This window comes from Pseudomonas syringae (genome assembly GCF_021606685.1).
Lineage (GTDB): Bacteria > Pseudomonadota > Gammaproteobacteria > Pseudomonadales > Pseudomonadaceae > Aquipseudomonas > Aquipseudomonas syringae_R.
Genome location: NZ_WKCB01000016.1, coordinates 1 through 18,252 on the forward strand (window position 1 = coordinate 1; position 18,252 = coordinate 18,252).

Annotated in this window: 19 protein-coding genes and 1 riboswitch; of the genes, 14 read left to right on the forward strand and 5 right to left on the reverse strand. The window is 62.0% G+C overall.

The features are described 5' to 3' along the window. Nucleotides 1–91 precede the first annotated feature (91 nt). Complete coding sequence (locus tag GIW02_RS08975; protein ID WP_236421831.1) at nucleotides 92–1,408, reverse strand: PQQ-dependent sugar dehydrogenase; 1,317 nt, start codon at nucleotides 1,406–1,408, stop codon at nucleotides 92–94. 99 nt (nucleotides 1,409–1,507) lie between these two features. Continuing rightward, nucleotides 1,508–1,770, forward strand: a riboswitch (cobalamin riboswitch). 78 nt (nucleotides 1,771–1,848) lie between these two features. Here GIW02_RS08975 and cobO point away from each other — a divergent pair. From cobO to GIW02_RS09040, 13 genes are all read left to right on the forward strand, one after another. Further along, on the forward strand, nucleotides 1,849–2,460 hold the full coding sequence (gene cobO / locus GIW02_RS08980; RefSeq protein ID WP_158876912.1) for a cob(I)yrinic acid a,c-diamide adenosyltransferase: 612 nt from the start codon (nucleotides 1,849–1,851) through the stop codon (nucleotides 2,458–2,460). Next, complete coding sequence (locus GIW02_RS08985; RefSeq protein WP_236412258.1) at nucleotides 2,457–3,863, forward strand: cobyrinate a,c-diamide synthase; 1,407 nt, start codon at nucleotides 2,457–2,459, stop codon at nucleotides 3,861–3,863. Before cobO ends, GIW02_RS08985 begins: the two co-directional genes overlap by 4 nt. Further along, nucleotides 3,860–4,510: a 5,6-dimethylbenzimidazole synthase gene (bluB, locus tag GIW02_RS08990; protein WP_236412256.1), complete on the forward strand. Its 651-nt coding sequence runs from the start codon at nucleotides 3,860–3,862 to the stop codon at nucleotides 4,508–4,510. The genes GIW02_RS08985 and bluB overlap by 4 nt, the downstream gene beginning before the upstream one ends. Beyond that, nucleotides 4,507–5,415: an adenosylcobinamide-phosphate synthase CbiB gene (cbiB, locus tag GIW02_RS08995; RefSeq protein ID WP_236412254.1), complete on the forward strand. Its 909-nt coding sequence runs from the start codon at nucleotides 4,507–4,509 to the stop codon at nucleotides 5,413–5,415. Before bluB ends, cbiB begins: the two co-directional genes overlap by 4 nt. Next, on the forward strand, nucleotides 5,408–6,397 hold the full coding sequence (cobD, locus tag GIW02_RS09000; protein ID WP_236412252.1) for a threonine-phosphate decarboxylase CobD: 990 nt from the start codon (nucleotides 5,408–5,410) through the stop codon (nucleotides 6,395–6,397). The genes cbiB and cobD overlap by 8 nt, the downstream gene beginning before the upstream one ends. Beyond that, nucleotides 6,394–7,845 (forward strand): cobyric acid synthase, encoded by a 1,452-nt coding sequence (locus GIW02_RS09005; RefSeq protein ID WP_236412243.1) that lies wholly within the window; start codon nucleotides 6,394–6,396, stop codon nucleotides 7,843–7,845. Before cobD ends, GIW02_RS09005 begins: the two co-directional genes overlap by 4 nt. 1,021 nt (nucleotides 7,846–8,866) lie before the next feature. Continuing rightward, nucleotides 8,867–9,388 carry a bifunctional adenosylcobinamide kinase/adenosylcobinamide-phosphate guanylyltransferase gene (cobU, locus tag GIW02_RS09010; protein WP_236421832.1) on the forward strand — a complete coding sequence of 174 codons (522 nt, stop codon included), beginning with the start codon at nucleotides 8,867–8,869 and terminating at the stop codon, nucleotides 9,386–9,388. After that, entirely contained in the window at nucleotides 9,385–10,440 is a 1,056-nt protein-coding gene (cobT, locus tag GIW02_RS09015) for a nicotinate-nucleotide--dimethylbenzimidazole phosphoribosyltransferase (protein WP_236421833.1), read from the forward strand. The genes cobU and cobT overlap by 4 nt, the downstream gene beginning before the upstream one ends. Further along, on the forward strand, nucleotides 10,437–11,012 hold the full coding sequence (gene cobC / locus GIW02_RS09020) for an alpha-ribazole phosphatase family protein (protein WP_236412132.1): 576 nt from the start codon (nucleotides 10,437–10,439) through the stop codon (nucleotides 11,010–11,012). Before cobT ends, cobC begins: the two co-directional genes overlap by 4 nt. A 2-nt stretch (nucleotides 11,013–11,014) precedes the next feature. Beyond that, nucleotides 11,015–11,743: an adenosylcobinamide-GDP ribazoletransferase gene (locus tag GIW02_RS09025; protein WP_236412134.1), complete on the forward strand. Its 729-nt coding sequence runs from the start codon at nucleotides 11,015–11,017 to the stop codon at nucleotides 11,741–11,743. 42 nt (nucleotides 11,744–11,785) lie between these two features. Continuing rightward, nucleotides 11,786–12,190 carry a MarR family winged helix-turn-helix transcriptional regulator gene (locus tag GIW02_RS09030; RefSeq protein WP_236412137.1) on the forward strand — a complete coding sequence of 135 codons (405 nt, stop codon included), beginning with the start codon at nucleotides 11,786–11,788 and terminating at the stop codon, nucleotides 12,188–12,190. A gap of 63 nt (nucleotides 12,191–12,253) precedes the next feature. Then, nucleotides 12,254–13,453, forward strand: a complete 1,200-nt coding sequence (locus tag GIW02_RS09035) for an MFS transporter (RefSeq protein ID WP_236412177.1) — start codon at nucleotides 12,254–12,256, stop codon at nucleotides 13,451–13,453. A gap of 151 nt (nucleotides 13,454–13,604) precedes the next feature. Further along, a complete protein-coding gene (locus GIW02_RS09040) occupies nucleotides 13,605–14,159 on the forward strand; it encodes a redoxin domain-containing protein (protein WP_236412139.1) in 555 nt (184 codons plus the stop codon). A gap of 65 nt (nucleotides 14,160–14,224) precedes the next feature. On the opposite strand, the gene GIW02_RS09045 is transcribed toward GIW02_RS09040, so the two are convergent. The 4 genes from GIW02_RS09045 to GIW02_RS09060 all read right to left on the reverse strand — a co-directional run bounded on the left by GIW02_RS09045 (nucleotide 14,225) and on the right by GIW02_RS09060 (nucleotide 17,408). Continuing rightward, nucleotides 14,225–15,529, reverse strand: coding sequence for an outer membrane protein transport protein (locus GIW02_RS09045; RefSeq protein WP_236412141.1), 1,305 nt, complete (start codon nucleotides 15,527–15,529; stop codon nucleotides 14,225–14,227). A gap of 146 nt (nucleotides 15,530–15,675) precedes the next feature. Further along, on the reverse strand, nucleotides 15,676–16,158 hold the full coding sequence (locus GIW02_RS09050; RefSeq protein WP_236412142.1) for a hypothetical protein: 483 nt from the start codon (nucleotides 16,156–16,158) through the stop codon (nucleotides 15,676–15,678). A gap of 279 nt (nucleotides 16,159–16,437) precedes the next feature. Beyond that, complete coding sequence (locus tag GIW02_RS09055; protein WP_024076751.1) at nucleotides 16,438–16,659, reverse strand: hypothetical protein; 222 nt, start codon at nucleotides 16,657–16,659, stop codon at nucleotides 16,438–16,440. A 443-nt stretch (nucleotides 16,660–17,102) separates the two neighbouring features. Next, the gene (locus GIW02_RS09060; RefSeq protein ID WP_236412143.1) at nucleotides 17,103–17,408 is read right to left on the reverse strand and encodes a hypothetical protein; all 306 of its coding nucleotides are present in this window, start codon (nucleotides 17,406–17,408) and stop codon (nucleotides 17,103–17,105) included. Between the two features lie 456 nt (nucleotides 17,409–17,864). Here GIW02_RS09060 and GIW02_RS09065 point away from each other — a divergent pair, with 456 nt between their 5' ends. Further along, on the forward strand, nucleotides 17,865–18,188 hold the full coding sequence (locus GIW02_RS09065; protein ID WP_236412144.1) for an SEL1-like repeat protein: 324 nt from the start codon (nucleotides 17,865–17,867) through the stop codon (nucleotides 18,186–18,188). Nucleotides 18,189–18,252 lie beyond the last annotated feature (64 nt).

Below are 18,252 nucleotides of genomic sequence, written 5' to 3' on the forward strand. Positions count from 1 at the left end.
TGAGATGTGACACCACAGCTCCGTTTTTTCGCCACTCGCGCCCTCGGCCACCCGCCCCCACCATTTTTTTCTTTTGTTTTTATTAGGACATTTATCTTCCCCCCCCCCCCCCCCGCCACACCTTATTTCCTACGTCGTCCGCCACCAGCAAATCGCCCTGCTGATCAATCACCACGCCCACCGGCCGGCCCATGGCTTTCTCGTCCTTGTCGAGGAAGCCGGTCAGCACATCCACCGGCTGCCCCTTGGGTTGCCCACCCTCGAACGGCACGAAGATCACCTTGTAGCCACTGTGCGGCTTGCGGTTCCACGAACCGTGCTGGCCGATGAACGCGCCGTTGCTGAATTGCGCCGGAAGCTTGCTGCCCTCTGCGAATGTCAGGCCCAGCGACGCCGTATGCGGGCCTACCGCGTAATCCGGCGCAATTGCCTTGGCCACCAGGTCGAGATTCTGTGGGTTCACGCGCACGTCGACGTGCTGCCCGTAATAGCTGAACGGCCAGCCGTAGAACGCGCCATCCTTGACCGAGGTGATGTAGTCCGGCACCAGGTCGCTGCCGATTTCGTCACGCTCATTGACCGCCGTCCACAGCTTGCCGCTTTGCGGTTCCCAGGCCATGCCGTTGGGGTTGCGCAAGCCGGACGCGAAGATGCGGTGCTCGCCGCTGGCGCGATCGACTTCCCAAATCGCTGCGCGACCTTCTTCCGCCTCGAGGCCGTTTTCGCCAACGTTGCTGTTGGAGCCGACGCTCACGTAAAGCTTGCTGCCGTCTTTGCTTGCCACCACGTTCTTGGTCCAGTGGTGGTTGATGCTGCCGCCCGGCAGGTCGACCACGGTGGTGCCGGCTTGTTTAATGGTGGTTTCACCGGGTTGATAGGGGAAGCGCAGCAGCTTGTCCGAATCGGCCACATACAGGTCGTTACCGACCAGTGTCATGCCGAACGGCGAGTTGAGGTTTTCTAGGAACACTGTGCGTGTTTCGGCAACGCCGTCATGGTCGGCGTCGCGTAGCAGCGTGATGCGGTTCGGGCTTGGCACAGCGGCGCCAGCGCGGCCCATGACCTTCTCCATGACCCAGCCACGAATGCCCTTGGCGTCATCCGGCTTGGGCGGTGCGTTGGTTTCGGCCACCAGTACATCGCCATTGGGCAATACGTATAACCAGCGCGGGTGGTCCAGGTCTTGCGCGAATGCCGCCACTTGGGTGCCGGCGGCCGCGATTGGTTTTGCGCCGTCGGGCCAGCCGATGGCCGGGGCGATATTCACGGTGGGGATCAGCGTCTTGTTCGGCTCCGGCAATTGCGGCGAAGGCCCAGTGCCATCGGCGACTTGCAGGGTAGAGCTTTCACCGCAGGCAGTGAGCGTGCCGGCGAGCATGATGAGTAGGGCGAGTCTGGTTTTGTGCATGGTGTTCTCCTTGATACCTGTAGGGGTAGAGGAGGGCGGCGGTGCGATGGTTCAAGTCCGGGGCCAGCTTTAATTGACGCTCCACCGCCAACCCACTAACCTTCGCGGCTTGTTTCAGGTGCTCTGTGACCCATGGGTCGACAGGGTGAAACAGGGAAGCCGGTGAGTGAGCGCACTTGTACACAGTGCTGCCGCGATTCCGGCGCTGCCCCCGCAACGGTAAATGAGTCAAGACGCTGCCTTTTGCCACTGTATCGCCTCGCGATATGGGAAGGCGCAACGTCGGCCAGTGCTCTCTGTGTCTACCCAGAGCAGGCGCGCCACTCATGAGCCCGGAGACCGGCCTGGAGCATCCAACAGCATCACGGTGGGCGATGCTTGGCTGTCTGTTTTTTCTTTTCCTGCCCGCCGTTTTTGTCCAGCCCCAACGGAGAGCTGCCATGACCGATACCCCCGACCGCGACGAACGCCACCTGGCGCGCATGCTGCGCAAAAAAGCCGTGATCGACGAGCGCATCGCCAACTCCCCCAACGAATGCGGCTTGCTGCTGGTGCTGACCGGCAACGGCAAAGGCAAGAGCAGCTCGGCGTTCGGCATGCTCGCCCGGGCCATGGGCCACGGTATGCAGTGCGGCGTGGTGCAGTTCATCAAGGGCCGCAACAGCACCGGTGAGGAGCTGTTTTTCCGCCGGTTCCCCGAGCAGGTGCGTTTTCACGTGATGGGCGAAGGTTTTACCTGGGAAACCCAGGACCGCCAACGCGACATCGCTGCCGCCGAGGCCGCCTGGGCGGTTTCCCGCGAGCTGCTGCAAGACCCGAGCATCGGCCTGGTGGTGCTGGATGAGCTGAACATCGCCCTCAAGCATGGCTACCTCGACCTTGACCAAGTGCTTAGCGACCTGCAAGCCCGCCCGCCGATGCAACACGTGGTGGTCACCGGCCGGGGAGCCAAGCCTGAATTGATCGAAATGGGCGACACCGTCACCGAAATGGGCATGCTCAAGCACGCGTTCCAGGCCGGTATCAAGGCACAGAAGGGCGTCGAACTTTGAACCAGCCCCGTCATTGCCCGGCTGTCTTGATCGCCGCGCCGGCGTCCGGCCAGGGCAAAACCACCGTCACCGCCGCGCTGGCTCGCTTGCACCGCAACCTGGGGCGCAAGGTGCGCGTGTTCAAGTGCGGTCCGGATTTTCTCGACCCGATGATCCACGAGCGCGCCAGCGGTGCGCCCGTTTATCAGTTGGACATGTGGATGGTGGGCGAGCAGGAGAGTCGCCGCCTGCTGTGGGAAGCGGCGGGTGAAGCCGACCTGATCCTGATCGAAGGCGTGATGGGCCTGTTCGATGGCACGCCGTCCAGCGCCGACCTGGCGCGGCACTTCGGCGTGCCGGTGCTGGCGGTGATCGACGGCACCGCCATGGCGCAAACCTTTGGCGCCCTGGCACTGGGCCTCGCGCGTTATCAGCCGGACCTGCCGTTCGCCGGCGTACTGGCCAACCGCGTCGGCACCCTGCGCCACGCGCAATTGCTGGAAGGCAGCCTCACCGAGGGCCTGCGTTGGTACGGGGCGCTGTCGCGTGAAACCGGGATCGAACTGCCCAGCCGTCACCTCGGCCTGGTGCAAGCCAGCGAGCTGAATGACCTCGATGTACGCCTGGACGCCGCCGCCCAAGCCCTGGGCAGCAGCTGTGAAGTCGCGCTGCCGCCGCCGGTGACCTTCGCCGCCCCTCACGTGATCGAGGCCGAGCCGTTGCTGGCCGGTGTGCGCATTGCGGTTGCCCGCGACGAAGCCTTTGCCTTTACCTACGGCGCGAGCCTCGACCTGCTGCGGGCGATGGGGGCCGAACTGAGCTTCTTCTCGCCGATCCATGATCGCGAACTGCCTGACGCCGACAGCCTCTATCTGCCCGGTGGCTACCCGGAGTTGCACCACCTGGCGCTGGCACACAACACCTCGATGCTCAACGCTATCCGTGCCCATCACGCCGCCGGCAAGCCCTTGCTCGCCGAGTGCGGCGGCATGTTGTACCTGCTCGATTCGCTGACCGACGTCGACGGCACCCGTGCCGAGTTGGTCGGTTTGCTGCAGGGCGATGCCGTGATGCAAAAGAAGCTGGCGGCGCTGGCCCTGCAAAATGTCGAACTGCCGGAAGGCCTGTTGCGCGGGCACACCTATCACCATTCCCTGACCAGCACCAAATGGCAGCCGATCGCCCGTGGCCTGAGCCCCAATGGTGGGCGCGGCGCCGAGGCGGTGTATCGGCAGGGACGCATGACCGCTTCCTACGTGCATTTTTACTTTCCGTCGAATCCGGCAGCGGTGGCCGCGCTCTTCGCGCCGGGCCCTGAGGCCGCTATCGCAGGCACGCCAGCGCCCACATTGGAGGGTGTTTCAACGCGGTCAACGGTGGGAGGGGCGGAGCGACGATTCGACGTGCCCGCGAACAGGCCATGACCGACAACGCCTTCCCCGAGGCCGACCGCCAGGCCGTCTACCGCGCCATCGCCGAACGCCGCGATATGCGCCACTTCAGCGGCGGCACTGTCGCCCCCGAATTGCTCCACCGCCTGCTCCAGGCCGCGCACCAGGCGCCGAGTGTCGGTTTGATGCAGCCTTGGCGTTTTATCCGCATCAGCGACCGTGCGTTGCGTGGGCAGATTCAACAGTTGGTGGAAGAGGAGCGCGTGCGCACCGCCGAAGCCTTGGGCGAGCGCTCTGATGCGTTCATGAAACTCAAGGTTGAAGGCATCCATGACTGCGCTGAAGTGCTGGTGGCGGCGCTGATGGATGATCGCGAGCGGCATATTTTCGGGCGGCGCACCTTGCCGGAAATGGACATGGCCTCGCTGTCCTGTGCGATCCAGAATTTGTGGCTGGCGGCCCGCGTCGAAGGCTTGGGCATGGGCTGGGTTTCGCTGTTCGACCCCCAGGCCCTGGCCGGCCTGCTCGGCCTGCCGCCCGGTGCCAAACCCTTGGCCGTGTTGTGCCTGGGGCCCGTTGCCGAGTTCTATCCGGCACCGATGTTGCAACTCGAAGGCTGGACCGAACCACGGCCGCTGAGTGACATGCTGTATGAGAATGTGTGGGGAGTAAGTCAATGAGTGTGGCCTTGCTGTGTGTCGCTGCGGTGGCGCTGGATGCGCTGCTGGGCGAGCCCAGGCGCTGGCATCCGCTGGTAGCGTTCGGCACATTCGCCGGGCGCATCGAGCAGCGTTTCAACAGCGGTGGCCGGGGCTGGCGCAGCCATGGCGTGACCGCGTGGGTTATCGCAGTGGTGCCGTTGACCCTGCTGGCCACCGCCTTGTCTTGGGCGCCGTATATCGGCTGGGTGCTGGAGATCGTCGCGCTGTACTTGGCGCTGGGCATGCGCAGCCTCGGTGAACATGTGATCCCGGTGGCCCAGGCATTGCGCAGTGATGACCTGGATGAAGCGCGTAAGCGCGTGAGCTACCTGGTCAGCCGCCAGACCAGCGAGCTGGACAGCACTGAAGTTGCCCGGGCCGCCACCGAATCCGTGCTGGAAAACGGCAGCGACGCGGTGTTTGCCGCGCTGTTCTGGTTTGTGGTCGCCGGCGTGCCGGGCGTGGTGCTCTACCGCCTGAGCAACACGCTCGACGCCATGTGGGGCTATCGCAACGAACGCTTTGAACGCTTCGGCTGGGCTGCGGCAAAAATCGATGATGTGCTGAACTACATTCCTGCCCGCCTGGTGGCCTTGACCTACGCAGTTCTGGGCAAGACCCGGCTGGCGCTCTCGTGCTGGCGCACCCAGGGCCCGACCTGGGACAGCCCCAACGCTGGCCCGGTGATGGCTGCCGGTGCAGGCGCCCTGGGCGTAGAGTTGGGCGGAGCCGCGATCTACCACGGTGAAGTGCATCAGCGCCCGCCACTGGGCGAAGGCCCGCCAGCGGACGCCGACGCCATCGACCGGGGCTGGCAACTGGTGCAGCGCGGCGTATGGTTGTGGCTGCTGATCCTATGTGCGGGGGCGCAATTCTATGCTTGAACACGGTGGTCGACTGCGCAAGGCGGCGCTCCAGTACGGGATCGCCGAGGCCGATTGGCTCGACCTGTCCAGCGGCCTTGCGCCATGGCCATGGCCGATCCCCGAGATTCCGTTGCGGGCCTGGGCGCGTCTGCCCGAAACCGATGACGGCCTGGAGCAAGCCGCCAGCGACTACTACGGCGCCGCGCATCTGCTGCCGGTGCCCGGTTCACAGGCGGCGATCCAACTGCTGCCGCGCCTGCGCCGGGCCGGCAAGGTCGGCGTGTTGTCGCCGTGCTACGCCGAGCACGCCGAAGCCTGGCGCCGCGCGGGTTATGTGGTGCGGGAAGTGCAGGAGCAGGAAGTCGACTTCTTCCTCGACAGCCTCGATGTGCTGGTGGTGGTCAATCCCAACAACCCCACAGGCCTCAGCCTGACCCCGCAACGCCTGCTCGACTGGCACGCACGCCTGGCCCAGCGTGGGGGGTGGCTGGTGGTGGATGAGGCGTTCATGGACGTCACCCCGCACTTGAGCCTGGCGGGCCAGGCCCATCAGGTTGGGCTGATCGTGCTGCGCTCGTTTGGCAAGTTTTTCGGGTTGGCCGGCGTGCGGCTGGGCTTTGTGCTGGCCGAACGCAGGCTGCTCAAGTTGCTCGCCGAGCAAGTCGGGCCGTGGGCGGTCAGCGGGCCGACGCGGGTGTTGGGCCAGGTGTGCCTGCGCGACACCGCCGGGCATGCGAGGCAACGTACGCGTTGCCTCGAGGCCGGCCAGCGCCTGTACAGCGTGCTTGAGCGCCATGGCTTGCAGCCCCAGGGCGGCTGCGCCTTGTTCCAATGGCTGATCACCCCGCACGCCGAACGCCTGCACGCCTTCATGGCCCAGCGCGGCATCCTGCTGCGCCTGTTTGCCCACGACAGCAGCCTGCGCTTTGGCCTGCCCGACACCGAGACGGACTGGCTGCGCCTCGACGCGGCCCTGGCCGCCTACAAGGAAGCCGTATGACGACGCTGATGGTGCAAGGCACCACCTCCGATGCCGGTAAAAGTACGCTGGTGACGGCGTTGTGTCGCTGGCTGGTACGCCAGGGCGTGGCGGTGGCACCGTTCAAACCACAGAACATGGCGCTCAACAGCGCCGTGACCGCCGAGGGTGGCGAGATCGGCCGCGCCCAGGCCGTGCAGGCCCAGGCGGCCAACCTGGCACCCCATACCGATATGAACCCGGTGCTGCTCAAACCCAACAGCGACACCGGCTCCCAAGTGATCATCCATGGTCGCGCCGTGACCAGCATGAACGCGGTGGCCTATCACGACTACAAAGCCATTGCGATGCAGGCGGTGCTCGCCTCCCACGCGCGGTTGAGCGACGCCTATCCGGTGGTGATGGTGGAGGGCGCGGGGTCGCCTGCAGAGATCAATCTGCGCGCCAACGACATCGCCAACATGGGCTTCGCCGAAGCGGTGGACTGCCCGGTGCTGCTGATCGCCGATATCAATCGCGGCGGCGTGTTCGCCCATCTGGTCGGCACTCTGGAATTGCTGTCGCCGAGCGAGCAGGCCCGGGTCAAGGGTTTCATCATCAACCGCTTTCGCGGCGATATCGCACTGCTGCAACCAGGCCTGGACTGGCTGCAAGCGCGCACCGGCAAACCGGTGGTGGGCGTACTGCCCTACGTGATGGACCTGCACCTGGAAGCCGAGGACGGCATCGACCAACGCCAGATCGACAAGGCGGCGCAGGTACTCAAGGTGGTGGTGCCGGTGTTGCCGCGCATCAGCAACCATACGGATTTCGACCCTTTGCGCCTGCACCCCCAGGTGGATTTGCAGTTTGTCGGGCCAGGCCAGCCGATCCCGGCGGTCGACCTGATTATCCTGCCCGGCTCCAAAAGCGTGCGCAGTGACCTGGCGTATCTGCGTGCCAATGGCTGGGACACCGCTGTGGCGCGGCATTTGCGCTACGGCGGCAAGGTGCTGGGGATTTGTGGCGGGCTGCAGATGCTCGGCGAGCAGGTGCATGACCCGCTGGGCCTGGAAGGTCCTGCCGGTTCCAGTGCGGGCCTGGGGCTGCTGACGTTCAGCACGACCCTGGAAGAAGAGAAGCAGCTGCGCAATGTGCGTGGGCGTTTGTTGCTCGAGAATGCCGAGGTCAGCGGCTATGAGATTCATGCCGGTGTGACCTCTGGCGATGGTTTGTCTCGGGCTGCGGTGCAGTTGGATGATGGTCGCAGTGATGGGGCTTTGAGTGCCGATGGGCAGATTCTTGGGACCTACCTGCATGGGTTGTTTGAGACGCCGGCGGCGTGCAGTGCTTTGCTGCGTTGGGCTGGGCTGCAGGATGTGCAGGAGGTGGATTACCACGCCTTGCGCGAGCGCGATATCGAGCGGTTGGCGGATCTGGTCGAGAACCATCTGGATACCGGCTTGTTGCGCACGCTATGTGGGATTTGACTGTGCGCCAGCGGTCTCGTTGTGGGAGCGGGCTTGCCTGCGCCGACCACTATTTAACTGACGCACCACGCCCCAAAGGTGGGAGCGAGCTTGCTCGCGAATGCGGTGTGTCGGTGGGCATATCCGTTGCTGCGGTAACGGCTGCTGAGGGTTCCGCTCTTACAGCGGGTCACTTTTGGAAAGACCCAAAAGTAACCAAAAGGTCTTCGCCCCACCCCTCGGCACCTCGCCTAGGCTCGGTGTGCCCTCACTCCGGCTTGAATCCGTGGGCCGCCGCGATGGGCCATCCTTGGCCCAGCGCGGCTAACCCGGCGTCCTGCCGGGTTGCCCACGGATTCAAGCCTGCGTTCGGCCAGCGGGGTTTGACGGGGCGCCTGAGATCAAAATCCAAAGCCGATCTGCTTATTTGTGGGAGCGGGCTTGCCTGCGATGGCGGCCCGAGAGCCGACCACTATTCAGCTGACGCACCACGCCCCAAAGGTGGGAGCGGGCTTGCTCGCGAAGGCGGTGTGTCGGTGTGTATATCCGTTGCTGCGGTAACGGCTGCTGAGGGTTCCGCTCTTACAGCGGGTCACTTTTGGAAAGACCCAAAAGTAACCAAAAGGTCTTCGCCCCACCCCTCGGCACCTCGCTCAGGCTCGGTGTGCCCTCACTCCGGCTTGAATCCGTGGGCCGCCGCGATGGGCCATCCTTGGCCCAGCGCGGCTAACCCGGCGTCCTGCCGGGTTGCCCACGGATTCAAGCCGGCGTTCGGCCAGCGGGGTTTGACGGGGCGCCTGAGGTCAAAATCCAAAGCCGATCTGCTTATTTGTGGGAGCGGGCTTGCCTGCGCTGGCGGCCCGAGAGCCGACCATTATTCACCTGACGCACCACACCCCAAATGTGGGAGCGGGCTTGCTCGCGAAGGCGGTGTGTCGGTCGCTGATGTGTTACCTGGCCCATCGTATTCGCGAGCAAGCCCGCTCCCACATTCGAGGCCGTCGGTCTCAAACGATCAGCAGGCCGAAAAGGGTGGCTTTCCATGTATCAACTGATCCTCGGCGGTGCCCGTTCAGGCAAAAGCCGTCTGGCCGAGAAGCTTGCCAGCGAGAGTGGCTTGCCCGTCATCTATATCGCCACCAGCCAGCCGCTGGATGGCGAGATGAGCGAGCGTGTTGCGCTGCATCGCCAGCGTCGCCCTGAGCACTGGGGTTTGATCGAAGAGCCTCTTGAGCTGGCGCGTGTGCTGCGTGAAAACGCTGCTGCCGACCGCTGTCTGCTGGTGGATTGCCTGACCCTCTGGCTCACCAATTTGCTGATGGTCGAAGACGCCGATCGCCTCGCTTTGGAGCGCGATCAATTGCTTGAAACCCTGGCCGAGTTGCCGGGTGAAATTATTTTTGTCAGCAACGAGACCGGTCTGGGTGTCGTGCCGCTGGGCGAATTGACTCGCCGCTATGTGGATGAAGCCGGTTGGCTGCATCAAGCTTTGGCCGAGCGGTGTCAGCGTGTTGTCCTGACAGTTGCCGGCCTGCCCCTGACTTTGAAAGGTACTGCGTTATGACTGACTCCTGGTGGCTCAACCCTTGTAAGTCAAAGGACGCCTCGGCGTACGAAGAAGCTCTGGCGCGCCAGCAGCAATTGACCAAGCCAGCCGGGTCGCTCGGCCAGCTGGAAACGCTGGCGGTGCACTTGGCCGGCTTGCAGGGGCGGGTCAAACCGTCGGTGGAGCAGCTGTGGATCGCGATTTTTGCCGGGGACCACGGGGTGGTGGCGGAGGGTGTGTCGGCGTATCCCCAGGAAGTGACCGGGCAGATGCTGCACAACTTTGTGACCGGCGGTGCGGCCATCAGTGTTTTGGCACGGCAGTTGGATGCGCAGTTGGAAGTGATCGACCTCGGCACCGTGACCCCGTCCCTGGATTTGCCGGGCGTGCGCCACCTGAATATCGGCGCGGGCACTGCCAACTTTGCACAGGGCCCGGCCATGACGGGCGCCCAGGGGCGACTGGCGCTGCAGGCGGGTCGCGACAGCGTGCTGCGCGCCCGTGAAAGCGGCGCGCAATTGTTTATCGGCGGCGAAATGGGCATCGGCAATACCACCGCCGCCAGCGCCCTGGCGTGTGCGTTGCTCGAGTGTCAGGTCAGCGACCTCACGGGGCCGGGCACGGGCTTGAATGCGCAAGGCGTCAGCCACAAAGTTGCGGTGATCGAGCGCGCGTTGGCGCTGCATGCCGAGCAGCGGGGCGATGCCTTGCACACCCTGTTCAATCTCGGTGGTTTTGAAATCGCTGCATTGGTCGGGGCCTACCTGGCGTGTGCCCAGGAAGGCATCGTGGTGCTGGTGGATGGGTTTATCTGCAGCGTTGCCGCGCTGGTCGCTACGCGCTTGAACCCGGCCTGTCGCGAGTGGCTGGTGTTTGGGCACCGTGGTGCCGAACCTGGCCACCGCCATGTGCTGCAAAGCCTTGATGCACAGCCGCTGCTGGACCTCGGCCTGCGCCTGGGCGAGGGCAGCGGCGCGGCGTTGGCGGTGCCGTTGCTGCGCCTGGCGTGTGCGTTGCACGGGCAGATGGCGACCTTCGCCGAAGCCGCCGTGGCAGACCGCCAGGCATGACCTTGCATCTTGACCTGCTGCGCCACGGCGAAACCGAGCTGGGCGGCGGCCTGCGCGGCAGCCTGGACGACGCACTCACCGCCACGGGCTGGGAGCAGATGCGCGCCGCCGTGGTGGCGCGCGGGCCGTGGGATCGCTTGATCAGTTCGCCGCTGCAACGTTGCGCGTTGTTCGCCCGCGAGTTGGGCGCACAACTCAATGTACCGGTCAGCCTCGACAAGGATCTGCAAGAGCTGCATTTCGGCGCCTGGGAAGGGCACAGCGCGGCGGCATTGATGGAGACTGATGCCCAAGGGCTGGGCCTGTTCTGGGCTGATCCGTATAGTTTTACGCCGCCTGAGGGTGAGCCGGTCAGCGAATTTTCCGAGCGCGTTCTGGGCGCTGTCGCACGTGCGCATCAGGCCTATGCTGGTGAGCGCGTGTTGCTGGTCAGCCACGGTGGCGTGATGCGCCTGCTGCTGGCGCGCGCGCGCGGGTTGCCACGTGAGCAGCTGCTGAATGTTGAAGTCGGCCACGGTGCGCTGTTCAGCTTGCAGGTCGCGGCCAATGGCATCTTGAAGGAAGTGGGGTAAGCATGCTGCCGTTCTGGATCGCCGTGCAGTTCCTCAGCAGCTTGCCGATTCGGCTGCCGGGGATGCCACAGCCGCAAGAGCTGGGGCGCTCGCTGCTGTTTTATCCGCTGGTCGGCCTGCTGTTCGGGTTGCTGTTGTGGGCGTTGAACACGGCATTGATGGGCGCACCCTTGCTGTTGCATGCCGCGTTGCTGCTGACGGCCTGGGTGTTGCTCAGTGGCGGCCTGCATCTGGACGGCCTGGCGGACAGCGCCGATGCGTGGCTGGGCGGCTTTGGCGACCGTGAGCGCACCCTCAGCATCATGAAAGACCCGCGCAGCGGGCCGATTGCGGTGGTGACCCTGGGCCTGGTGTTGCTGCTCAAGTTCACTGCGTTGGTGGCCTTGATCGAGCAGCACAACAGTGCGGCGCTGATCCTCGCGCCGTTGATCGGGCGCGCGTCGATGCTCGCGTTGTTTCTGAGCACACGCTATGTGCGTGCGGGCGGATTGGGCCAGGCACTGTCGGATCATTTACCGAGAGTCGTCGGCCAGCAGGTGCTGATCCTCAGCGGCCTGGCCTGTATCCTCATCGGCGGTTTCAGTGGTGGGGTCGCCGTGTTGCTGGCTGCGCTGTGCTTTATGGGGCTGCGCCAATTGATGATCAACCGCCTCGGCGGCACCACCGGTGACACCGCCGGCGCCTTGCTGGAGTTGTTGGAAGTCGCGGTATTGGTCGGCCTGGCGCTGTAACACTTTCTTGCATTTCCATAATCGCGGGTATATACACGCTCCATGCTTGCCTCTCAATGTTTATGCACCAACCTGCGACGTGCCGCCCGTGGCGTCAGCAGGCATTACGACGGCGCCCTCGACGGCTTCGGGATCAACGTTGCCCAGTATTCTTTACTGTGCAACTTGCAGCGCCTCGACCAGCCGAGTATTTCCAGCCTGGCCGACGCCATGGGCCTGGATCGCAGCACCCTGGGGCGCAACCTGCGGGTGCTTGAGTGCGAAGGGCTGGTGGAACTGGTCGAGGGCAGTGACCTGCGCAATCGCTTGGTGTTGCTCACCGAGGCGGGAGCGGAACGACTGGCCGCTGCATTGCCGGCGTGGGAAGCGGCACAACAGAAATTGATCGATCAACTCGGCGCGCAAAAACGCGAAACCTTGTTGGCCTTGCTGGATGAACTCGCCTGAGCGCGGGTTTGTTCAAATACAAGCGGGTATATACCCGCAAGCGGAGAATAAGAAATGACCTCGATGTGGCGCACCAGTGGTTGGATCCTTGTGGGGAGTGCGCTGATCCTGGCGTTGTCGTTGGGTGTGCGGCATGGTTTCGGCCTGTTTCTGGCGCCGATGAGCAACGAGTTCGGCTGGGGCCGTGAAACATTTGCCTTCGCCATCGCCTTGCAGAACCTGATCTGGGGCCTGGCGCAGCCGTTTACCGGGGCCTTGGCCGACCGTTTCGGCGCCACCAAGGCGGTGTTTGTCGGGGGCGTGCTGTACGCCGTCGGCCTGGCGTTGATGGGCCTGTCGGATACCGCGTGGTCGTTGTCGCTCAGTGCAGGCTTGTTGATTGGTATCGGCCTGTCCGGCACCTCGTTCTCGGTGATCCTCGGTGTGGTCGGGCGTGCCGTGGCGCCGGAAAAACGCAGCATGGCGATGGGCATTGCCAGCGCCGCCGGTTCGTTCGGCCAATTCGCCATGGTGCCGGGCACCTTGGGCCTGATCAGTTGGCTGGGCTGGTCGGCCGCCTTGCTTGCATTGGGCCTGATGGTCGCGCTGATCTTGCCGCTGGTCGCCATGCTCAAGGACAAGCCGCTGCCGGTGCTGGCCGGCCAGCAAACCCTGGGTGAAGCCTTGAAGGAAGCCTGCTCCCACTCCGGGTTCTGGTTGCTGGCCTTTGGCTTTTTCGTCTGCGGTTTCCAAGTGGTGTTTATCGGTGTGCATCTGCCGGCCTACCTGGTGGACCAGCATCTGCCCGCTACCGTTGGCACCACGGTGTTGGCGCTGATCGGGCTGTTCAATATATTCGGGACCTACACCGCCGGCTGGCTGGGCGGGCGTATGTCCAAGCCACGCCTGCTGACCGGGCTGTACCTGGCGCGGGCGGTGGTGATCGTGCTGTTCCTGTGGGCGCCGGTGACTGAGGTCACGGCCTACCTGTTCGGTATGGCCATGGGTTTCCTGTGGCTGTCCACCGTACCGTTGACCAACGGCACGGTCGCTACGCTGTTTGGTGTGCGAAATCTGTCGATGCTTGGTGGCATCGTATTTTTGTTCCACCAACTGGGTTCGTTCCTCGGCGGCTGGTTGGGCGGGGTGGTCTATGATCGAACCGGTAACTACGATTTGATCTGGCAAGTGGCGATTCTCTTGAGCCTGCTCGCCGCCGCGCTGAATTGGCCGGTGCGTGAGCGACCGGTGGCGCGTTTGCAGGCGCAAATGGAGGCAGCATGAGCATAGCGGTACGCGGGTTATTCGCAGCTGCGGCGTTGGTTTTGGTGCTGCTGGCCTGGTGGGGCTGGCAGCACGGTGGCCTGGCGTTGATGCAACTGGGCATGTCGATCTGTTAAGTTCGCTCTCTGAACTCTTTAAAGGACGTTTCGACATGCAGATGCGCTGGCTTGCAGTTCCTGTGCTGATGGCCGCTTTTGGCGGTGTGGCAATGGCAGCCGATTGCCCACCTTTGCTCGAGGGCCAACTGCCCAAGCTGCGCGCCAAGGAGTCCATCGACCTGTGTCAGCGCTTTGCCGGCAAACCACTGGTCATCGTCAATACCGCGAGCTTTTGCGGGTTCGCGCCGCAGTTCAAAGGTCTCGAAGCCTTGTACCAGCGCTACAAGGGCGAAGGGCTGGAGGTGATCGGCGTACCATCCGATGACTTCAAGCAGGAAGCCAAGACTGGTGAGGAAACCGCCAAGGTCTGCTACGTGAATTACGGCGTGACCTTCACCATGACCGACCCGCAGAAGGTCAAGGGGCCGGATGCGGTGCACCTGTTCAAGGTGCTGGCGGAGCAGACCGATACGCCGCCCAAGTGGAATTTCTACAAGTACGTGGTGGATCGGCAGGGCAAGGTGATTGCCAACTTCTCCAGCCTGACCAAGCCGGACAGCCCGGAGCTGATTGAAGCGGTGGAGCAGGCGATCGCGTCCAAGCCCTGATCGCCAGCCACTAAAAAGCCCCGCCTCCTGTGCAGGAGAGCGGGGCTTTTTTATGCGGCGTTAGATCAGAACTTGTACGTCAGGCCCAGGCCGAAACCGTTGGCGCTGTTTTTGTACTTGGAGCTGTAGGATGAGCCCAGTTCGTTGCTCTTGTTGATCTTGACCGGCTCTTCCTTGAGGTAGGAGTAAGCCACGTCGATGGTCATGTTATCCATTACGGCGTAACCCAGGCCCAAGCTGAAAATGGTCCTGTCGCCGGTAGGAATACGTGGCGAACGATCCTTGTTGTTGGTTGGGGATTGGTCGAAGGTCAGGCCGGTACGCAGTACGACTTGTTTGGTCAACTGGTACGAGGTGCCCACAGCGTAGGCCCAAGTGTCGTGCCAGTTCTGCGGTTCTGAAATCTGGCTGACGATTCGAGGTGCGAGTGCACCGCCATTAGCCACTGTTACGCCTTCGTTGTTGACCGTAATGTCTTTCAAACGGCTCCAGCGGGTCCAGGTCGCGCCGCCATACAACTTCCAGTCATCACTCAAATCTTGAGTGACCGAGGCATCCCAGGATTCAGGGGTATCGACTTTCAGCGAGGCGTCGTAGCGGGCACCTGCCAGGTAGCCTGCCGGTACGCCTTCACCTGGAGTCACTTCTGTGTGGCCTTTGAGCTTGTACTTCACCTTCGAATGGTAAGTCAGGCCCACGCGTGTAGTGTCGGTGGCTTGTACGAGAATACCGGCGTTGAAACCAAGGGCCGTGTCATCGCCCTTTACTTTGATCTTGCTGTCACCGGTGCCGGCGAGGCCCGGAAGTGGAACGGATGCCAGGCTTGGCTGCGATTCCAGAGTGCCGGCGATACGGTTGATGGTCGGACCAAAACCGATCGAAACTTTGTCATTGAAGGCGTAGCTGACGGTCGGTTGGAAGGTGATAACCGACACTTCGCTCTTGCTGCCAAAGGCACGGCCCTGGAAGCCACTTTCATAGTCGGTCTTCAGGCCAAACGGAGCATACACACCGAAGCCGATCGCCCACTGTTCGTTGAGTTTGTTGGTATAGAAACCGAATGGAACGCCGGTGAACGGAACCATGTCACCCTTGTTACTGCCGGAAGAGCGGCCGCCTGCATCTTTGATGTCTGTGGAGGCGTCGATGACTGCAACACCACCCGTAATCTGCTGGCCTTCAAGGCGAGCCATACCGGCAGGGTTACCATAAACAGTGCTTGCGTTATCGGCAGAAGAAGAGCGTCCTGCGAAACCGGTACCCATTCCGGCGACATCTTGTTCGTTAAGGGCAAAGCCGCTTGCGAAGATGCTGGAAGAGGCCATGGCAACGGCGAGGCTAAGTGTGGTCTTGAGCATTACTTTTTTCATTATTAGAACTCCGTGGTGATCACCGCTGCGGAAAGTATCAACAAATTTAAGATCGCGCTATAGGCTGTAACGCAGGAGATAGAGCGGTTTTGTAGGACAATCCGACCAAAATTCGAGTTTTTTGGCGAATCTTGCAAATTGCCCGGTCAGCAAACCACGTGATTCATGGGTGAAACACAGGTTTGCCAGGCTTGAGTGAAATCGCGCAGCCGTCCTTGAGGGTGAAAAATTTCTTTCCAGATACGCGCCATGGCCAAAACATCACCTGGCGGGGGGAGGGCAGGGCTGTGTTGTTCCACCAGCAGCCAGGCGATGGCGGTGGCGTAACGCAGATTTACGGTCAGTTCAAGCTGGGGGGCGCTGAGAAACGCATGCTGGCTGGCCAGCCCGCGCACCAGGCTCGCGCGCTCGGGGTCGCGCGCCAGGTAGTTATCCCATAAAGCGCGGTGACGCGGTTCGGTGATGCTGTACAGGCCATGCCCGCGTCGGTCGTGCAAGGCCGAGCCCAATTCTGACTGGCTGGCGGCAATCCCCAGCAGCAGGGACTCGGCTGTCGGGTTGTGTCGGCCCAGGTACATCAATGTCGGCCGGATCACATAACGACACAATTCGCTGGCGGCGATACCCATACATGCCTCAATCCGTGAAAGTGGACGGCGAGCACTGAGAAGGGGGGCTTGGCAGCAGTGGATCGGATCTCAGGCTCGCCGGAAGCGGATCATGCCGCTTGAGTTGAAGTGTAGTGTCATATTTGTGATGTAAAGGACTGTTTTTAAAACATCTTCGCCATTGAGTTATAACGGTTATATCCATTTGAACTTAGTGCAAACGCTCAAATGATAAATTCCGGGCAATAAAAAACCCTGTGTTTTAAACAGGGTTTGTTGTGTTTCAGCGACGCGGGTCGATCAGGCAACCAGTGCCTGACGGGTACGCTCGATCACGGCCTGCAGCGGTTCTGCGCTGGAGTATTGATCGGGGTACAGGCGTTCGCTGTGACGAGCGATGCCGTGTTCGTTGACCAGGGTGAAGCTGAAGCAGCCTTTGCGAGCGGCCATGATCAGGCAGTTCATTGGAGCAAAAGCGTTGGTGAGGGTGCGAATGGCATCCTGAGTATGGATAGTCGACATATTATTGGTGTTCCTACAAATGACACGGTTAAGAACCGTGCAACGTTAAAACGTTCCAGTGACGTTGATCACCATTGATCGAACGAAGAACCCGACTGGAACAAAGCAGCCAGTTTGAAGCGCTAATAAGTTAGGCGCGCTTGGGCTGGCAGGTAGGTACTTAGGAGGGCAGGCAACACAACAGGGGCAAAGGTTCTGGGCCCGGGGTGAAGATCCTGATCAATTTGCAGGCTGGTTCGGTCAGAGTATTGAGACTTCGCGACACCCTTTGCTTGTTCAAAGGCCGTGTCGTCGCAAGTGATACCTGGAAACCATCGAGGTGGTCGATCCCGTGTTGTTCAGGGGAGTTGTTCGACCAGAATTGACTTTCAGCTTGGTACTAACGCCGCGGATAGTAACGGATTGAAACGGTGAAAGGAAGTGTGCTAGTCAAAAAACTTCAATCACCCGCCCAGCAGGCCGCGATAGACCAGCACCGTGGTGGCCGCTGCCAGCGAACAACCCAGCGCATATGCCGCGAGGGTCAGGCGCAGGGACTGCCCGGTTTCGACCGCTTTCATCACGTCGGCCATGTCATTGATACGACCTTCGCCCAGTTCGATGCACAAACTCACGGCGGTGAACGCTGCCGACAGCAGGATGGCGATGGCAAACAAGGCCCCGTCCGGCGACGGCAGTACCGCGCTGATCCCCAGGGAAATGGCGCAGACAGCCAGTAACAACACGGCGAATAACAGAATTCCTTTCATCGACCCCACTCACCGTCGCGATGTAGGTCGGGAGTGTGGCGAGCCTGCAAAGATTTGAAAAGTCCCTGGCCAGCCCTGGCGGTAACATTTTTGCGGCGTGACGCATCAGAAAAAGCCATGAATAAATCCGCCGAAGGTTACTTGTGCACATTAGTTGCGATAGATGTAACCCGATTGTCAGCGGCATGGCCGCGCCGCCATTTGCCTGCAATGGAAATTTAAGTCAATGAAAAATCTGGCTTTTTTTTATTGGTGAAAAAATCGTCAGTTTGACTGCGGCCCCCATTCCATGGGCCTTTGCGAGCGTTAAAGGGGGGTTGTCCACTGAGTTATCCACAGCTTCTGTGGATTGTCCCGAGCGCTTGCTCTAGAACGGGCGTGCAAGGTTTTTTCAGCTTTACGTGTAGGAAAAAAAGAGTAGAGTGGCGCGCCTTCCGTTCTGTCCCGCAGTGCTTTATGAAGTTTCGCTCAGTATCACCTTCTGTTACCGACATCCCTCAGACTGTTACCGTACCCAAGCGCTTCTCTTTGAAAGTCGCTCTGTGGTTGCTCGACAGCCCGCGCCTTGGCCACAACACCAACGTCAAACACTTCGCCGGGCGGTTGCTCAAGCAGCCTGCACGTGAAGGCGTAGTCGCCGCACAAAGCCGTCTGGGCCAGCTGATGTGCCGTGAGTGCGGCAATGCCCGTGACCGCCGTATCGGCCACGACCTGCTGCGCCTGGCGGCCCGTGCCGGTGACCGTCGCGCCCAACGCGAACTGGGCCAGGTCGAAGACTGAGCTGTCTTCCCGCCCTGTGCTTGGTTAACCTTGCTCTTTTTCGGTAATGGCAGAAATGGCTATG

What these genes read in the sequence shown, in the direction of transcription:
- cobU (WP_236421832.1), top strand. Translation starts at nt 8,867, where the DNA reads ATGTATCAACTGATCCTCGGCGGTGCCCGTTCAGGCAAAAGCCGTCTG.
- GIW02_RS09035 (WP_236412177.1), top strand. Translation starts at nt 12,254, where the DNA reads ATGTGGCGCACCAGTGGTTGGATCCTTGTGGGGAGTGCGCTGATCCTG.
- GIW02_RS09060 (WP_236412143.1), bottom strand. Translation starts at nt 17,408, where the DNA reads ATGAAAGGAATTCTGTTATTCGCCGTGTTGTTACTGGCTGTCTGCGCC.
- GIW02_RS09045 (WP_236412141.1), bottom strand. Translation starts at nt 15,529, where the DNA reads ATGAAAAAAGTAATGCTCAAGACCACACTTAGCCTCGCCGTTGCCATG.
- GIW02_RS09040 (WP_236412139.1), top strand. Translation starts at nt 13,605, where the DNA reads ATGCAGATGCGCTGGCTTGCAGTTCCTGTGCTGATGGCCGCTTTTGGC.
- GIW02_RS09025 (WP_236412134.1), top strand. Translation starts at nt 11,015, where the DNA reads ATGCTGCCGTTCTGGATCGCCGTGCAGTTCCTCAGCAGCTTGCCGATT.
- cobD (WP_236412252.1), top strand. Translation starts at nt 5,408, where the DNA reads ATGCTTGAACACGGTGGTCGACTGCGCAAGGCGGCGCTCCAGTACGGG.
- GIW02_RS09055 (WP_024076751.1), bottom strand. Translation starts at nt 16,659, where the DNA reads ATGTCGACTATCCATACTCAGGATGCCATTCGCACCCTCACCAACGCT.
- bluB (WP_236412256.1), top strand. Translation starts at nt 3,860, where the DNA reads ATGACCGACAACGCCTTCCCCGAGGCCGACCGCCAGGCCGTCTACCGC.
- cbiB (WP_236412254.1), top strand. Translation starts at nt 4,507, where the DNA reads ATGAGTGTGGCCTTGCTGTGTGTCGCTGCGGTGGCGCTGGATGCGCTG.
- GIW02_RS08975 (WP_236421831.1), bottom strand. Translation starts at nt 1,408, where the DNA reads ATGCACAAAACCAGACTCGCCCTACTCATCATGCTCGCCGGCACGCTC.
- GIW02_RS09065 (WP_236412144.1), top strand. Translation starts at nt 17,865, where the DNA reads ATGAAGTTTCGCTCAGTATCACCTTCTGTTACCGACATCCCTCAGACT.
- cobO (WP_158876912.1), top strand. Translation starts at nt 1,849, where the DNA reads ATGACCGATACCCCCGACCGCGACGAACGCCACCTGGCGCGCATGCTG.
- GIW02_RS09030 (WP_236412137.1), top strand. Translation starts at nt 11,786, where the DNA reads ATGCTTGCCTCTCAATGTTTATGCACCAACCTGCGACGTGCCGCCCGT.
- cobC (WP_236412132.1), top strand. Translation starts at nt 10,437, where the DNA reads ATGACCTTGCATCTTGACCTGCTGCGCCACGGCGAAACCGAGCTGGGC.
- cobT (WP_236421833.1), top strand. Translation starts at nt 9,385, where the DNA reads ATGACTGACTCCTGGTGGCTCAACCCTTGTAAGTCAAAGGACGCCTCG.
- GIW02_RS09050 (WP_236412142.1), bottom strand. Translation starts at nt 16,158, where the DNA reads ATGGGTATCGCCGCCAGCGAATTGTGTCGTTATGTGATCCGGCCGACA.
- GIW02_RS09005 (WP_236412243.1), top strand. Translation starts at nt 6,394, where the DNA reads ATGACGACGCTGATGGTGCAAGGCACCACCTCCGATGCCGGTAAAAGT.